The organism is Streptomyces sp. NPDC002490 (genome assembly GCF_040296045.1).
Taxonomy (GTDB): domain Bacteria; phylum Actinomycetota; class Actinomycetes; order Streptomycetales; family Streptomycetaceae; genus Streptomyces.
The window spans coordinates 48,141-62,964 of record NZ_JBEOWM010000038.1 but is presented as its reverse complement, the minus strand read 5'-3'; the positions used below and the strand labels follow the sequence as shown (position 1 = coordinate 62,964).

General features: G+C 74.8%; 15 protein-coding genes. 3 read left to right on the top strand and 12 right to left on the bottom strand.

The window, feature by feature from the left end:
* Window positions 1–188: 188 nt before the first annotated feature.
* The 4 genes from ABT092_RS22900 to ABT092_RS22885 form a co-directional block, all read right to left on the bottom strand.
* Window positions 189–404, bottom strand: coding sequence for a hypothetical protein (locus ABT092_RS22900; protein WP_351246734.1), 216 nt, complete (start codon window positions 402–404; stop codon window positions 189–191).
* Complete coding sequence (locus tag ABT092_RS22895; RefSeq protein WP_351246732.1) at window positions 401–1,198, bottom strand: SDR family NAD(P)-dependent oxidoreductase; 798 nt, start codon at window positions 1,196–1,198, stop codon at window positions 401–403. Before ABT092_RS22895 ends, ABT092_RS22900 begins: the two co-directional genes overlap by 4 nt.
* 145 nt (window positions 1,199–1,343) lie before the next feature.
* A complete protein-coding gene (locus tag ABT092_RS22890; RefSeq protein ID WP_351246730.1) occupies window positions 1,344–1,682 on the bottom strand; it encodes a YnfA family protein in 339 nt (112 codons plus the stop codon).
* Window positions 1,683–2,103: 421 nt separating this feature from the next.
* A complete protein-coding gene (locus ABT092_RS22885) occupies window positions 2,104–2,940 on the bottom strand; it encodes an AraC family transcriptional regulator (RefSeq protein ID WP_351246728.1) in 837 nt (278 codons plus the stop codon).
* 83 nt (window positions 2,941–3,023) lie between these two features.
* On the opposite strand from ABT092_RS22885, the gene ABT092_RS22880 reads away from it, so the two are divergent.
* The 3 genes from ABT092_RS22880 (at window position 3,024) to ABT092_RS22870 (ending at window position 5,596) form a co-directional block, all read left to right on the top strand.
* A complete protein-coding gene (locus ABT092_RS22880) occupies window positions 3,024–3,659 on the top strand; it encodes a TIGR03086 family metal-binding protein (protein ID WP_351246726.1) in 636 nt (211 codons plus the stop codon).
* Between the two features lie 153 nt (window positions 3,660–3,812).
* Window positions 3,813–4,925: an LLM class flavin-dependent oxidoreductase gene (locus ABT092_RS22875; protein ID WP_351246724.1), complete on the top strand. Its 1,113-nt coding sequence runs from the start codon at window positions 3,813–3,815 to the stop codon at window positions 4,923–4,925.
* Complete coding sequence (locus ABT092_RS22870; protein WP_351246722.1) at window positions 4,922–5,596, top strand: FMN reductase; 675 nt, start codon at window positions 4,922–4,924, stop codon at window positions 5,594–5,596. The genes ABT092_RS22875 and ABT092_RS22870 overlap by 4 nt, the downstream gene beginning before the upstream one ends.
* Before the next feature lie 55 nt (window positions 5,597–5,651).
* On the opposite strand, the gene ABT092_RS22865 is transcribed toward ABT092_RS22870, so the two are convergent.
* The 8 genes from ABT092_RS22865 to ABT092_RS22830 all read right to left on the bottom strand — a co-directional run bounded on the left by ABT092_RS22865 (window position 5,652) and on the right by ABT092_RS22830 (window position 14,231).
* A complete protein-coding gene (locus tag ABT092_RS22865) occupies window positions 5,652–6,953 on the bottom strand; it encodes a glycosyltransferase family 4 protein (RefSeq protein WP_351246720.1) in 1,302 nt (433 codons plus the stop codon).
* Between the two features lie 306 nt (window positions 6,954–7,259).
* Window positions 7,260–7,841: a Pycsar system effector family protein gene (locus ABT092_RS22860; RefSeq protein WP_351246718.1), complete on the bottom strand. Its 582-nt coding sequence runs from the start codon at window positions 7,839–7,841 to the stop codon at window positions 7,260–7,262.
* 140 nt (window positions 7,842–7,981) lie between these two features.
* On the bottom strand, window positions 7,982–8,365 hold the full coding sequence (locus ABT092_RS22855; protein WP_351246716.1) for a hypothetical protein: 384 nt from the start codon (window positions 8,363–8,365) through the stop codon (window positions 7,982–7,984).
* Window positions 8,362–9,336: a hypothetical protein gene (locus tag ABT092_RS22850; RefSeq protein WP_351246714.1), complete on the bottom strand. Its 975-nt coding sequence runs from the start codon at window positions 9,334–9,336 to the stop codon at window positions 8,362–8,364. Before ABT092_RS22850 ends, ABT092_RS22855 begins: the two co-directional genes overlap by 4 nt.
* A 95-nt stretch (window positions 9,337–9,431) precedes the next feature.
* Window positions 9,432–11,678, bottom strand: coding sequence for an ATP-binding protein (locus tag ABT092_RS22845; protein WP_351246712.1), 2,247 nt, complete (start codon window positions 11,676–11,678; stop codon window positions 9,432–9,434).
* Window positions 11,675–12,439 carry a hypothetical protein gene (locus ABT092_RS22840; protein WP_351246710.1) on the bottom strand — a complete coding sequence of 255 codons (765 nt, stop codon included), beginning with the start codon at window positions 12,437–12,439 and terminating at the stop codon, window positions 11,675–11,677. The genes ABT092_RS22845 and ABT092_RS22840 overlap by 4 nt, the downstream gene beginning before the upstream one ends.
* A gap of 170 nt (window positions 12,440–12,609) precedes the next feature.
* Window positions 12,610–13,350, bottom strand: a complete 741-nt coding sequence (locus tag ABT092_RS22835) for a Crp/Fnr family transcriptional regulator (RefSeq protein WP_351246708.1) — start codon at window positions 13,348–13,350, stop codon at window positions 12,610–12,612.
* Window positions 13,351–13,604: 254 nt separating this feature from the next.
* Window positions 13,605–14,231 carry a hypothetical protein gene (locus ABT092_RS22830; protein WP_351246706.1) on the bottom strand — a complete coding sequence of 209 codons (627 nt, stop codon included), beginning with the start codon at window positions 14,229–14,231 and terminating at the stop codon, window positions 13,605–13,607.
* Window positions 14,232–14,824: the final 593 nt, after the last annotated feature.

Sequence of the window (14,824 nt, the reverse complement as noted above, 5' to 3'; positions counted from 1 at the left end):
GGTGGGGTGCTGGGGCCGGTTTTACCCGGGGGGGGGGTGGGGGGCGTCGTTTTCTCCGGGCCGGGGGCGGGGGGGGGCGGGGCGCCGGGGCCCGTGCCGGCGCCCGCCGTCGCGGCGCGCCGGCTTGCGGTCGGCGGTGGTGGCCGCCGGCGCCGCCCGGCCGGGCCCGGCCGGACGCACGGCTCCGGTCACTTGCCGTGCCGCACCGCGAAGATCATGACGAAGGCGACCAGGTGGATGCCGAAGAGGAAGTAGGCCAGGTACCACCAGACCTGGCGCTCGGTGCGTCTCTCCTCGGCGTGGCGGCGGGCGTCGGCCGCGCCGGGCCCGTCGGGGGCGGGCACGGGCTCGCCGGGGTCCGCGGGGGCGGCCGGTCGGTCGCTGGGGTGCGGTTCGTCGGTCATCGTGCGCGGTGGACCTTCGTGTTGGACGCCTGGGCGCGGGGACGCACCACCAGGAGGTCGATGTTGACGTGGCTGGGACGGGTGACGGCCCAGGCGATGGTGTCGGCGACGTCGTCGGCGGTCAGCGGCTCGGCCACCCCGGCGTAGACCCGGGCGGCCTTCTCGGCGTCCCCGCGGAACCGGGTGGTCGCGAACTCCTCCGTCTTCACCATGCCCGGCGCCACCTCGACGACTCGCACCGGGCGCCCCACTATCTCCAGTCGGAGGGTCTCGGCGAGGACGTGCTCGGCGTGCTTGGCCGCGACGTACCCGCCGCCGCCCTCGTAGGTGCCGTGGCCCGCGGTGGAGGACACCACGACCACCGTGCCGTCGCCGCTGGCCTCCAGGGCGGGCAGCAGGCACTGGGTGACGTGCAGGGTGCCCAGGACGTTGGTCTCGTACATGCGTCGCCAGTCGGCCGGGTCGCCGGTGGCGACCGGATCGGCGCCGAGGGCTCCGCCCGCGTTGTTCACCAGGACCGTGCACCGCTCCAGGGCGGCGGCGAACGACTCCACGGCCGCGCGGTCGGTGACGTCGAGGGGGTGGGCGGTGGCCCGGTGGCCCGCTGCGGTCAACTCGGTCGCCAGGGCGTCGATGCGGTCCTTGCGGCGGGCGGTGAGCACCACGTGGTAGCCCTCGGCCGCGAGGCGGCGTGCGGTGGCCGCGCCAATTCCGCTGCTGGCGCCGGTCACCACCGCCGTGCGCCCGGGCGGGGGTGCGCTGGAGGAGAGGGGGGTGGTGTCCGTGCTGGGCATGCGGGGACTCCTCGGCCTGCGGGCGGCTGGTGGCGCGGTTGCGTCGCCGGAATCAGGATAGGCCGGGGCGGAGGATCGTGTGGGGGCCTGTGGATAACTCTGCTGCACCCATGTTGACCAGGGCTTTTTCGAGACGGTCAGGGGGTCAGCTGCCGCTTCTGGGCGCGTACATGATGACGGCCATGCCGGCGAGGCAGATGAGTGCGCCGAGCACGTCCCACCGGTCGGGCCGGTAGCCGTCGGCGACTGCGCCCCAGGCGATCGAGCCGGCGACGAAGACCCCGCCGTAGGCGGCCAGGACCCGGCCGAACTCGGCGTCGGGCTGGAGCGTCGCCACGAAGCCGTAGATGCCGAGGGCGATGACGCCGGCCCCGATCCACACCCAGCCCCGGTGCTCCCGCACGCCCTGCCAGACGAGCCAGGCGCCGCCGATCTCGAACAGGGCGGCGAGGGCGAAGAGCAGTGCGGAACGGGTGGTCAGCATGGGGCCCAGGCTGTCATGCGGGTGGCCGGCACCACCTGTTGGGTGGCGCCTGTGCGGGACTCCGGCGGGGATACGTCCTCCCGGCGGCCGTGCGGGTGCCCGGCCTCGACGTCCGGTTCCGCGCCGTCCCCGCCCCGGGGCCGGGCGCGCGCCGTTCGGTCGGGTGCGGAGGAGGCGCGGGCCGGGCGTCCGTGCCGTGCCGTACGGGCGCCCTGACGGCGGGCGGGCCGGGGGAGCGGATGGAGGTGGGGCTGGTGTTGCGGGGTGCGCCGGCGGAGGTGGCCCTGCGGATCGACACGCCGTGGCGCGGCGGTGCGCAGGACACCAACCCGGACAACGACGTGCACGAGGTGCTGGTGCTGGACACGGGGGACGTCCACCGCTTCTGGGCGGGGGCGTCCGGCTCTGGTGCGGGGCGGGGTCAGTGGGCGGCGTGGACGGTCGGGGGGACGCCGATGGTGGCGGTGAAGTCGCGGACGAGGTGGGCCTGGTCCGCGTAGCCGAGGTCGGCGGCGAGCCCGGCCCAGTCGACGGCGCGTTCGTCCTCGGCGCGTTCCAGGGCCTCGTGGATGCGGTAGCGGAGGATGATCCACTTGGGGCCGACGCCGACGTAGGCGGCGAAGAGGCGTTGCAGGGACCGGACGGGGAGTTCCTGGTCGCGGGCGAAGTCCCCGACCCGGCGGATGGAGCGGTCCCGGCGGATGCGGTCCACCAGGGTCATGGCGAGGTCGGCCTGGGGGTCGGGTTCGGGGCCCCGGCCGTGCGGGCCGAGGCCCAGCAGGAGGGCGTCGAGGGCGGCCACGCGTACGTGGTCGTCGTCCGGGGCGAGGACGGCGTCGAGGGCGCCGGCGAGGGCCGGGGCGTGGGCGGGGTCGGGGAAGACGGCGGGGAGGGCGAGGCGGCGGCCGGTCCATTCGGCGACGGGCGCCTGCGGGGCGAAGGGGCGGAAGCCGCCGGGGCGGAACTGGACGCCGCAGACGCGGCCCACGGCGGTGATCTCCTGGCTGAACAGGTCGAGTCCGACGCCGGCGACCTCGGCGAACGGTTCCTGGCGCGCGTACCGCTGGAACACGATGTTGACGGACGGGTGGGGGACGACGTGGGTGGCGTAGGGCTGGGGGAGGTCCCAGTCGATCAGCCAGTAGTGCTCCAGGTAGGGGCGGAGCTCGGGGGCGGGTTCGTGGCGGCGGAAGCGTACGCGGCTGAGCAGGTCGGCGGCGTTGACGATGCCCCGGGTGTCTTGGCGTGGCGCTGGCATGGGGGAATCGTATGCGGGGGTGTTCGTGGTGAGGTGTCGCGTTTGTTCAAGCGGAGGACGTGGCGCCTTCTTACGGTGAACACATGAGTGATCTTCCTACGGGCGCCGCTCCCGTTTCCGAGCCCCCGCTGGGCTCCCTGCTGGACTCCGCCGGGCGGGCCGCGGTGGCGCTGGTCCGGGCGGTTCCGCCCGGCGGGTCGGCCGGGGCCGCCCCGACGCCGTGTGCCGAGTACGACGTGCGGGCGCTGGTGAACCACCTGTTCCAGGTGGTGGTGGAGTTCCGTGAGCTGGCCCTGAAGCGGCCGTCCGACTTCAGTGTCACCCCCGACCGGCTGGGCGCGGATCCCGAGTGGCGGGAGGGGTTCGCCGGGGCGGTGGGGGAGCTGGTGCGGGCGTGGTCGTCGCCGGGCGCGGAGGAGGGCACCACGGGGGCGATGGACCTGCCGGCGCGGACGGTGGGCTGCATGGTGCTGCTGGACCTGGCCGTGCACGGCTGGGACCTGGCGCGGGCGCTCGGGGTGCCGTACGACCCGGATCCGGACGGGGTGGGCGTGGTCGGGGTGCTGGAGCGGGCGGGGGCGGAGATGGCGCCCACGGCGCGGGCGATGGGGATGTTCGGCGAGCCGGTGGCGGTGGCGGGGGCGGACCGGTGGGCGCGGCTGCTGGCGCTGACCGGGCGGGACCCGGGGTGGGAGCCGCCGGACGGTGACGACGCGTGACGGAGGGTGCATCCGGAGGGGCCCGGGAGGTGCGCGCGGGCGTGCCGTCCGGGCCCTCGCGGGTGCGCCCGCGAGGTGCGGGAATACCTGGAGGTGGGGTACGGTTCCGATACATGTAGTTGAAGAATCAACCATTTCGAAGGGTGAGCAGCCATGCAGTTCGGGATCTTCACCGTCGGCGACGTCACGCCGGACCCCACGAACGGACGCGTCCCGACCGAGCACGAGCGGATCAAGGCCATGACGGCCCTCGCGGTCAAGGCCGAAGAGGTGGGCCTCGACGTCTTCGCGACCGGCGAGCACCACAACCCGCCGTTCGTCCCCTCCTCGCCGACGACCATGCTCGGCTGGATCGCCGCCCGCACCGAGAACCTGATCCTCTCCACCTCGACCACCCTCATCACCACCAACGACCCGGTGAAGATCGCCGAGGACTTCGCGATGCTCCAGCACCTCGCGAACGGCCGCGTCGACGTGATGATGGGCCGCGGCAACACCGGCCCGGTCTACCCGTGGTTCGGTCAGGACATCCGGCAGGGCATCCCGCTCGCGATCGAGAACTACGCGCTGCTGCACCGCCTGTGGCGCGAGGACGTGGTCGACTGGGAGGGCAACTTCCGTTCGCCGCTCCAGTCGTTCACCTCGACCCCGCGGCCCCTGGACGGGCTGCCGCCCTTCGTCTGGCACGGCTCGATCCGCTCGCCGGAGATCGCGGAACAGGCCGCGTACTACGGTGACGGGTTCTTCCACAACAACATCTTCTGGCCCAAGCAGCACACCCAGCGGATGGTGGAGCTGTACCGCGAGCGGTACGCCCACTACGGGCACGGCACGGCCGAACAGGCCGTCGTCGGTCTCGGCGGCCACGTGTTCCTGCGGAAGAACTCCCAGGACGCGGTCCGCGAGTTCCGCCCGTACTTCGACAACGCGCCCGTCTACGGACACGGGCCGTCGCTGGAGGAGTTCAGCCAGCAGACGCCGCTGACCGTGGGCTCCCCGCAGGAGGTCATCGAGAAGACGCTGTCCTTCCGCGAGTACGCCGGCGACTACCAGCGCCAGCTGTTCCTCGTGGACCACGCGGGCCTGCCGCTGAAGACCGCCCTGGAGCAGCTCGACCTGCTCGGCGAGGAGGTCGTGCCGGTGCTGCGCGAGGAGTTCGCCAAGAACCGTCCGGCCGGCGTGCCGGAGGCCCCCACCCACGCCAGTCTGCTCGCCGCGCGTGACGCCGGCGACCACTCGAAGGAGCAGGAGGTGACGAGCGCATGAAGCTCGTGGTCGTATCCGCAGGACTGAGCGTCCCCTCGTCCACCCGGCTGCTCGCCGACCGGCTCGCCGAGTCCACGGTGCGGCGGGTGCCGGACACCGACGTCGAGGTGATCGAGCTGCGGGACCTCGCCGTCGAGATCGCGCACAACTTCGTCACCAAGTTCCCCGGCCCGAACCTGGAGAAGGCCCTGGAGTCGGTGGCGGAGGCGGACGCGCTGATCGTGGTGTCGCCCGTGTTCTCGGCCTCCTACAGCGGACTGTTCAAGTCGTTCTTCGACGTGATCGACAAGGACGCGCTGACCGGGAAGCCGGTCCTGATCGCCGCCACCGGCGGCACCGGACGGCACTCGCTGGTCCTCGACCACGCCCTCCGGCCGCTCTTCGGCTACCTGCGGGCCGTGGTCGTCCCCACCGGGGTGTACGCGGCGTCCGAGGACTTCGGCGCCGAGGGGCTCGCCGAGCGCGTCGACCGGGCGGCCGGGGAACTCGCCGCCCTGCTGGCGCCCCGGCCCGCCGCCGAGGTGCCCCCGCAGGACCGGGGCGACGGCCCGGCGCAGGGCAGGGCCCCGCGCACCGTCGGCTCGGTGGAGGACCGCCCGCTGGGCACCGGCTCCCTCAAGGACCGGGTCGTCCCCTTCGAGCAGCAACTCGCCGCCCTGAAGGTGCGCTGACCCCGCCCACCCCACCCCCCGTGCGCGGGGCGCCCGAACGGCGCCCCGCGCACGCTCACGCCCCGGCGCCGCCCGCGCCCCGCGCCCGTCGGGCACGCCGCAGCTGCCGCAGCCACCGCCCCGGCCGCGAGCCGCGCACGTGCCGCAGGAACGTCCGGCGCCGACGCGCCAGGGACGCCGCGTACCGGGCGCGGGTGCGCTGCCAGCCACGCCTCCTGCGGCTGGTGCCCAACTCCGCGAACAGCCGCTCGTAGCGGTCGACGATCGGCGCCGGGTCGTACCGCCGGGCCCCCTCCCGGGCGGCGGCGCCCATCGCCCGGCGGGCCGCGTCGTCGTCGATCAGTTCCAGCATCGCCGCCGCCAGGGCGTCGCCGTCGCCCATCGGCACCAGCCGGCCGTCCACCCCGTCCCGGACGATCTCGGCCGGACCCAGCGGACAGTCCGTGCTGACCACCGGCACCCCGCACCGCATCGCCTCCACCAGGGTCATCCCGAACGACTCCGCGTCCGACGCGGAGACCAGCAGGGACGCCTTCGCGAACTCCGGCTCGATGGGGGAGCGGGGCCCCATCAGCGCGGCCCGGTCCGCCAGGGCCAACCGGTCGATGCGCCGTTGCAGCCGTTCCCGCGCCGCCCCGCCGCCGTAGATCCGCAACCGCCAGTCGGGCTGCTTGTCGGCGACCACCCGGAAGGCGTCGATCAGCAGGTCGAACCGTTTCCCCTTGGCCAGCCGCCCCGCCGCGACGACGACCTTCGCCGAGCCGTCCGAGGGCGGAACGTCCGGCGCCGGCACGATGTTCGGCACCGCGACCACCGGCACCCCCGGCAACCGCATCCGCGCCCGGTAGGCCGCCGCGTCCGCCTCGGTGATCGTCACCAGCGCGTCCAGGGTGCGGTAGTGCCGGGCCAGCACCCCCCGCAGGGCCTTGCCGTGCGCGTCGTGGCGCAGGTGCTCCTGGGCGATCCGCAGCGCGCCCGCCGGACCGAACCGCGCCAGGTACACGTTGACCCCGGGCCGGGTGCCGATGACCACCTCGGCCGCGCAGCCCCTCAGGTACTCCCGCACCCGCAGGTCGACCAGCCGGCTGTACTGGTGGTGCCGCTTGTCCTCGACCGGGAAGTCCCGGGCCGGTTCCCGGTACGCGGGCAGCGCGGCGTCCGCGCTGCCCGGACGGAGGTCCACCAAGGGCACGATCCGCACCCCGGGCGGCACGGCGAACCGGGGCACCCCCCGGTGCCGCATCATCGACACGATCTCCACCTCGTGGCGTTCCGCGAGCGCGCCCGCGAGGTTGTAGGTGGTGCGGATGGTGCCGCCGATCGCGTACGCGTTGTGCAGCAGGAAGGTGATCCTCACGGGCGGCGCCCCCGTCCCGAGCTGTCCCGCGGGCCCCGCCGCGGGCGCCGGCCGTCCGCGCCGGCCGGTGCGCGGGCCGGCACGGCGCGTGCGCCCCCGTCTCGACACTTCGGTCGTTGCACGTGCTGCCTCCCGCTTCCCACCGCGCCGCGCACCACACGCGCACACGTCCCAGCACGCCCGCGCAGGGGCGCACGGCGTACACCCCTGGAACGCCCTTCGACGGGATCGGGTTACGAGCCGCGGACGGCGGCGACGGGGAGCATCCGCGCCGGGCCCCGTCCCACCGGGGCGTGCGCCCCCGGGTCAGACCGCGGCCAGCGCGCTCCCCGCCAGGGCGACCGCCCCCACCAGGAAGCACACCAGCCCCGTCCTGATCCACCGGTGCTTGGCCGCCGCGATGTCGCTGGTGTCGCGCAGCGCTATCACCAACCCCGCCAACGGCTCCCGCTCCGTGGTGCGCAGGGCGTCGGCGAGCACCCCGGACCCCGCCGCCCGACGGATGTCCAGGAAGTACGTCAGGGGGGTGCCGCTGCTCCAACGGCTCGCCCGATAGCGGGGAGCCGTCGCGAACAACAGGAAGCCCAGGGCACAGGCCCAGGTCAGCAGGGCCGCCATGCCCATGAAGCGGCTCAGCCCGCTCACCGGCACATGGCTCCAGTAGGTGGTGAGGACGACCCCCGCGCACATCCCCAGGGCGCCGATGAGCACCGACGCCTTGGTGTCGGCCCGCCCGATCTCGGCCCGCACCTCGGACAGCAGCCGCTCCGCCGTCTGCGCCCCGGCGGCCGGGAGGACGGGGACGGCGGCGTCCGCGCCCGCTGCGGCCCCGGTGGGGCACGGGTCGCCCGCGCCGGCCCCGGCCGTCGAAAGTGTGGCGTCCGTCATCGTCGGTCCTCCTCGTCCCGTGCCTTCTCGTCCCGCGGCCCGTCGTTCGGTGCCTTCTCGTTCGGCGGCCCCGTCGTCCCGCCTCCGCGGCGTCGCCCACCGGTGGACGGAGTCGGCCGTCGACACCGCTCCACCCCGGTTCACGACCGACCGGACCACACCAGCACGGCCGCCAGCAACAGCCCGCCGCAGAGCGAGCCCCGGTGCCCCAGCCGCCCGGCCGCCTCGCGCAACGCGCCCAGCACCGTGCCCGCACAGCGCTGCCCGGCGCTCGCGACCGCGCACACCGCGTCCCCGTAGGCGTAGGCGAAGGGCGCGGCGTGGCCGGACAACCGGCGCTGGGCCCGGGTCCAGTAGTACTCGGGCAGCAGCACCCCCGCGACCAGCACGTTCACCAGGTACTCCAGACCGGTCAGCGCATGGTTCAGCAGCGGGACCGCCGCCCACCGCAACAGCACGTACCCGGCGATGCCGGCCACCAGGGCGGGCAGGACCAGCGCCTCGTACTCCGCGAAGCCGTTCACCGCGGGTCCTGGGGGGCGTCCGTCTCCTCGTCCGGGCGGGCGGGACCCTGCTCCAACTGCTCCCGGTACAGGGGCTGCTTGCGGGTCCGGCCGCGGCCGGCGTCGTTCAGCCGCTCCTTCACCGCCGCCAGCGCCGCCCGGGCGGCGTCCTCCACCATGTGGTCCTCCACCGCCCCCGAGTCCAGGACCCGCTCGATGACCCGGATCTGGTTGGCGCTGGCCTCCCGCTCGTCGTCGCGGATGGACTCGATCGCCAACGGGATGTCCGCCGGGTTCTGCGCCAGGTGGGCGCCCCAGCGCTCGAACTCGCCCTGCGACAGCAACCGGGCGTAGAAGGTGCTGCGCGCCTCCATGACCTCCTGCTCGTTGTCGGTGCGCAACCGGGTCAACTCGTGCTCGCTGCGCGTGCGGTCCTTGGTGTAGTCGAGGGCGCGCAGCGAGGACAGCTGGTCCACCGCCTCGGTGTCCAGACCGAGCCGCACCTCGCACAGGACGTGCAGCCCCAGGTCCTCGGCGAGCGGCTCCGCGGCCAGGGCCTCCGCGACCGCGACCTCCGCCGCCGCGCTCTCCTCGATGGCGTACCGCCGGCTCGCCCGGCGCATCCGGGTCAGCATCCGCGGCTCCAACAGCGCCCGCACGTCCCGCACCTGGTGCTCCACCACGGTGGCCGGCTCCACGACCCGCCAGGTCAGATCGGTCTCCGCGGTGAAGAACGCGGCGTCCCCCTCGCTCGGCAGCCGGTGCTCCAGCGACATGCGCTGAAGCGCCATGTCCACCTCGTACAGGGTCCGGAAGTTGCTGTTCAGCAACTCGCCCCGGGTGGGCTGCCGGTTGGGCAGGTACGTCCGGGGCCGACCGCCGGAGGTGAGGAACACCAGGGCGCGCTCGGCGTAGGTCGGCGGTCGGTTGCGGACGAACTCGAAGCGGCCCAGGTTCCGTACCTGACGCACCGGGTCGTTGACGATCGGCATGTGCTGCTCCTGCGGTCGGGACACCGCCCGCGGCGGTGGAGTGCGGGGATCGGATGGTGCGGGCGCGGCCCCGCGGGGAGGGCGCGGCCCGGGGGTCAGTCGGCGAGGGCGGCCCGCAGCCGGGTGGTGGTGGGGCCCGCGGCGTCCGCCAGGTCGGGGTGCCGGCGCAGCAGGTAGTCCAACCGCGCCCGGTCGTTCTCCGTTTTGACCAGCAGCGGGAGCAGGTCGGCCAGGGCCGCTTCGACGTCCGACACCCGCTCCTCGGGTGCCGGCTCCGGCTCCCACCCGGGGGTCGGCCCGGTGTCCTCGGGCGCGGTGCGCCACGGCGGCCGTGCCGACGCCCGTTCCGCGGCGCGGACCCACCGCGCCAGTTCGTCCCGGGCCGGGTCCCGGGTGGCCCGGTCGCCCAGCAGGGCCCGCCACAGCGCGACCACGCACCGCCGGGCCCGGTCGTCCCGGTGCGCCAGCCACAGCAGCCGCGGCCATGCGGTGGCCCCGGCGTCCTCGGCCCAGTGCCGCCGGCGGGCACTGCGGAGGAAGCCCGCCGCGGCCAGGTCGAACAGGGGGCCGCGCGGTTCCAGCCACTGCACCAGGCGCTCCAGGACGGTCACCGCCGCCGGTCCCTGGAGGAGTGCCTCCAGGGCCTGTTCCAGGGCCGCCCGCAGCACCGGTTCGGGCTCCGGGCCGGTCGAGGCCATCAGCTCCACGTCCCGCAGGGCGCTGGTGGCGGTGGCGCTGCCCAGCAGGGCGTAGGTGCGGGCGGCCGTCCACCGGCGGGCCGGGTCGTGGCGCCGGCTCCACAGGGACAGCAGCCGTCGCACCGCCGTGTCCGCACCGTGTTCGGCCGCCGTGTACAGCGCCCAGGCGGCGAGCTGTCGTCGGGCGGCCCCCGGCGCGGCGCCCCAGGGGTCCAGGTAGTGGCCGAAGGCGTAGCCGAAGTCGGTGGCCGCCAGGACCCCGGTGGCCACCGCGGCCCTCAGCCGCACCGCGATCCGGTGGTCCGCGACCAGCGTCTCCAGCCACGCCAACAGGGGCCTGCGCACGGCGGGGTGGCCGTGCCAGACGTGCCCGAGCACGGCCCGCCAGGCCGATGCGTTGCGGAAGGCCACGGCCCGCTCCGGCATCCGGCCCCAGGGGGTGTCGACCTCGTCCTCGTACTCCACGGCCCGGGCCAGCACCAGGCGTTCGGCGAGGGAGGAGCCGAAGACCGCTTGTCCCGCGCTCCGTTCGGGGTCCTCGACGGCGTGCAGCAGCAGGTGCAGGCGGTCCCCGAGTTCGGCCACCAGCGGGTAGGGCATGCCGTCGAAGACGGCGAGCGAGATGAGGAACGCCTTGTCACGCAGGCTCACCCCGCTCGACCCGGTGCTCTCGTCGAACCAGCCGCCGGTGACCTCCGCGGCCAGCGCGTCGCCGTAGCGGTCGAGTTCCTCCGTACCGCAGTGGCCCTCGGCGTGCCGGGCCAGCAGCCGGGCGAACCCCACCGTGTCGGAGGGCGCCGGCCCGGACCCCAAGTACCGGGTGGACGAGGCGAGTTCGAGGAGCCGGTGGAGCTCGGCATCCCCATCCGCGGCGGTCGGCAGGCGCAGGGCGTGCCGCAGATGGGCCCGGGCGATGTCCCGGGCCGCGGGCGGCTCCCAGTCGTGCGCCGTCACCTCCTGGGTGGCGGTGCCGTGCGTGGTGACGACCACGAACAGCCCGTCCTCGCCGAGCCGTTGCCGGACGGCGTTCAGATGGACGTCGCGCAGCGGGCCGTCCCGGCTGGTGACCGGGTCCACCACCACGTGGGTGCCGCCGGGCCGCACCTGCTCGGCGAAGTCCGCGGGCTCGGTGCCCGGGTCCAGGGCGATGGTGTCGCCGTCCCGGTCGCCGACCTCCAGCAGCAGGGCGAGGGCGGCGGTCCGGCGCCCGGTGCCGGTCCGTCCGCGCAGCACCAGGACGCGTCCGGCGGTGAGCAGGGCGCACAGCTCCCGGTGGCGGGGGCCCGGGACGAAGGTCTCGGCCACGTGGTCCAGTTCGGCGGGCGGCAGGGGGCCGACCGCGTGCAACCGGGGCGGAGCCCCTTCGTGCAGGTGCAGGTCGACGCGCTTGTCCCCGGCGACGACGTCACCGGAGACCCGGGTGTCGCCCATGACGTTGGCGCGCCCCGAGCGCAGGTGCGGCGCGAGGGCGAAGAGCTGCTCGACGGCCTCCCACGCCTCCGGCGCCGGCTCCTCGTCCGCGGGCGGCGTCGGGGGACGCTCGCCGGCGCCCGGCCCGGGGTCCGCGGCGCCCCGGTCCTTCTCCTCGGTCGGCCCGGGGCCCGCCTCGGCGGGCCGCTCGGCCGGGTCCGGGTGCTGCTTCACCGACCCGTCCCCTCCTGCTCGCGGCGCGGGCGCGGCGCGGTGCGGACGCCCACGTGCTTGTCGCCCGCCACGGCGTCCCCGGCGATGGTGGCGGTGCCGAGGAAGAAGTTGCCGGTGTGCGCCCGCAGCACCGGGGCCGGGGCGGCCGGCGCGTCCGCGGCCGGCGCCGACCGGGCGTCCTCGGCGCGGTGCCGGCGCGAGGCGTCGTGGTACCAGCCCCGCAACGGGCCCTCCTTGCTGTCCACCGCCAAGGGGTGGAAGTGCTCCCGGCGGACGCCCGGGTGGGCGTGGTGCACCACGCCCCGGTACACCGCGTCGGACACGCACAGCACGCTCGGCTCGGCCGTCGCGGCCAACTCGGCGCGTAGCGAAGGTGCTTCCAGGAGCCGGAAGGCGTGGTCGACGTCCGCGCCGGCGGCCCCGTACTCGTCCAGGGCCACCTCGCCCGCGTGGACGACCATCCGCAGCCTGAGTCCGGCCCCCGCGGCGGCCAGCCGGTTGATGCTGACCAACCGCTCCGTGGTCACCGACAGCAGGGCCCGCAGCAGCGGCGGCTTGGGCAGGTCCGGGTCGACCAGGACGAAGACGCCGTCACCGCGGTCCTCGCAGCGGTAGCGGCCCGCCTCGACGCCGGCGGCCAGCAGCGTTTCGTGCAGGACGGTGTAGAGCATGCGGCGCATGACGGGCCGTTCGCTGTCGAGCCGCCGCCCCGAGCCCTCCACGTCGGTGAGCAGGATCGTCTTGTTGCTGGGTTCCGCCATGAGTGTCTCCTCGGAAGCGCCTGACCGGACCCGCCGGGCCGGACGGGGTGCGGGGTGGGGGTGGACGCCGGACCGCAACCCCCGGGCGGTCCCGCGTCCACCCCCACCACCAGGATTCACCCGTGGCGGCGGACGCGGGAGGACCGTTGCCGCACGGGGGATGTGACGGATTACGCAGAGCCGCCGATCCGCCGCAGCACCTCCGGCCTGATCACCACCAGGGACTGCCGGCGGGTGCTGATGCAGCCGCGTTCCCGCAGTTCGCGCAGGAGCCGGGTGACCGACTCCCGGGACGAACCCACCGCCCCGGCCAACTCCTGCTGGGTGAGCGGCACTCTGACGAGGACGCCCTCCTCGACGGGTTCCCCGTGGTACTGGGCCAGCTCCAGCAGCAGCCGGGCCAGCCGCTCCTTGACGCCGCTGGCCGCGAGTTCCAGCCGCTTGCGGTCCGCGGCCCGCATCCGGTCGGTGACCACGGCCATCAACTGGCGTGCCGCGACCGGGTACCGGTCCAGGAAGGCGGTGAACCGGTCGGCCGGCACGACCACCGCGCGCACCGGTTCCAGGGCGGTCACCGAAGCGGACCGGGAGGTGCCCTCCAGGGCGGCGCTCTCCCCGATGACGTCGCCCGGCCCGCGCAGCGCCAGCAGCGCCTCGTGGCCGTCGGGGGAGTCGTCGGTCACCTTCAGCCAACCCTCCAGGATCAGCAGGACGTGCGAGGAGGGTTCGCCCTTCATGAGGACGACGGTGCGCGCCGGGTACCGCAGTGCGGGCCCGGCCTCGACCAGGGCCGCGGCGGCCTCGTCCGGCAGCCGCGCGAGGTAGGGGACGCGGTCGTCGGTCAGCACCGGGACCGGCTGCGTCGACGTGCTGGGGGCCGCTCTCCTCGCCTTGTCGGCGCTGCTGGCCACGGGGTGTCCTTCCTCCGGCGGAGCCCGTCGCCGCCGTCGCCCTCCGGCGCGCGGGACCTCCCCGGCGGTGCACGGACGGCGGGTGGCATCGTCCGCGGTGCGGGCCCCCTCACGTGTCTCGATTCTTACCCATGGCCCTGACAACCGGCAACGTCATAGGTACGAGAGGTGACACCTGGCGTCCGGGCCCGCGTCCGCAGATACGACGAGGGCGGAGCCCGAAGGCCCCGCCCCGCACCGCGGTCGACGCCCGCTCAGGGCCACACCAGGCAGTACGGCTGGTGTCCGGCCTCGTGCAGGCGGTGCGAGAAGTCCTGCCACTCGTGCAGCAGTTGGTAGACGTTGAAGGCGTCACGGGGGCCGCCGCGGTCGGGGACCGTGGACCATATGAACGCCGCCGCGCCCACCGCTTCCTCGCCCACGCCGCGCAGCGGGTCGACGACCGTCATGGGCAGCTTGACGACGGCGTAGTCGGGGTGGAGGACGACGAGTTCGAGCGGCGGGACCTTGTGCAGGGGTATGCCCTGGATGCCGGTGAGGACCATCGCGGCCATCGTCTCCGGCTTGATCCGGGTGAACATGCCGCCCATGCCCAGCTCGTCGCCGCCGAGTTCCTCGGGGCGCATCGAGATCGGCACCCGGGCAGCGGTGGCCCCGTCGGGCGCCCCGAAGTACTTGTAGGTCACCCCCATCCGCCCGCTCCCGCTTCCCGTGTGCTCCCGATCCGTGCCGCCCCGCCCCCGCGGAACGTGCGTCCCGCCCGGGAGGTGGTGCGCTCCCGCCGTCTCCGCCGCTTCCGCCTCGCGCCGGTGCCTTCCCCGCCGGGCACGCCGGGGGCCCACGTCGCCGGTCCCCTCGCCCAGTCCGCCACCGCGATGCATATCTCCACCCGACTGCTTTTCCGAGGCGCGCGGTCCGCACCGCGCAACCCGATCATCGTGTCAGTGACCTCCCCCGCGCCCACGCGCCGAAACGTGTGGTGAAACACCCTGACGCGGGACGTCGGAAGCCTCTGTCACCGCGGCTGTGCGAGCTCTCCGTATCATGCACGGCTTCGGGCTGCCCGGGTAGTCTACGGATCTTGGACTCGGCCCAGGGGGTGGGTCGCCCGGAGCGGGTCGCGACCGTACTCCGGGTGACCGCAGGATATACCGGAGGGGCAAAGCCCAATCGGGATAAGGACGAAGGTCGACCGGAAAGCGCGGGGTGGAGTTCCACCGGAAATGCCGTACGGACCGGGGCCCGGGAAAGCGCCGGGTGCGTGCACCGGCCATTCCGGCGGACGCCCCGGGAGGGCGCGCGGTGCCGGGCGCGCCGCGGGCACGGAGCCGCGGCGGTCCGTCGTGCGGGGCTTTCACCGCGTCCTGCCGTACGGTCGTGGGCCCGGGACGGGGTGGTGCGGGGCGAGGAGAACGGGCGCGAGGGCCGGGCGGGTCGTTATTCCGAGTTCCGTGCGCCGTACGGTGGTGGGTGC

What these genes read in the sequence shown, in the direction of transcription:
- ABT092_RS22880 (WP_351246726.1), top strand. Translation starts at nt 3,024, where the DNA reads ATGAGTGATCTTCCTACGGGCGCCGCTCCCGTTTCCGAGCCCCCGCTG.
- ABT092_RS22890 (WP_351246730.1), bottom strand. Translation starts at nt 1,682, where the DNA reads ATGCTGACCACCCGTTCCGCACTGCTCTTCGCCCTCGCCGCCCTGTTC.
- ABT092_RS22895 (WP_351246732.1), bottom strand. Translation starts at nt 1,198, where the DNA reads ATGCCCAGCACGGACACCACCCCCCTCTCCTCCAGCGCACCCCCGCCC.
- ABT092_RS22860 (WP_351246718.1), bottom strand. Translation starts at nt 7,841, where the DNA reads ATGACGGACGCCACACTTTCGACGGCCGGGGCCGGCGCGGGCGACCCG.
- ABT092_RS22885 (WP_351246728.1), bottom strand. Translation starts at nt 2,940, where the DNA reads ATGCCAGCGCCACGCCAAGACACCCGGGGCATCGTCAACGCCGCCGAC.
- ABT092_RS22850 (WP_351246714.1), bottom strand. Translation starts at nt 9,336, where the DNA reads ATGCCGATCGTCAACGACCCGGTGCGTCAGGTACGGAACCTGGGCCGC.
- ABT092_RS22840 (WP_351246710.1), bottom strand. Translation starts at nt 12,439, where the DNA reads ATGGCGGAACCCAGCAACAAGACGATCCTGCTCACCGACGTGGAGGGC.
- ABT092_RS22830 (WP_351246706.1), bottom strand. Translation starts at nt 14,231, where the DNA reads ATGCATCGCGGTGGCGGACTGGGCGAGGGGACCGGCGACGTGGGCCCC.
- ABT092_RS22870 (WP_351246722.1), top strand. Translation starts at nt 4,922, where the DNA reads ATGAAGCTCGTGGTCGTATCCGCAGGACTGAGCGTCCCCTCGTCCACC.
- ABT092_RS22875 (WP_351246724.1), top strand. Translation starts at nt 3,813, where the DNA reads ATGCAGTTCGGGATCTTCACCGTCGGCGACGTCACGCCGGACCCCACG.
- ABT092_RS22900 (WP_351246734.1), bottom strand. Translation starts at nt 404, where the DNA reads ATGACCGACGAACCGCACCCCAGCGACCGACCGGCCGCCCCCGCGGAC.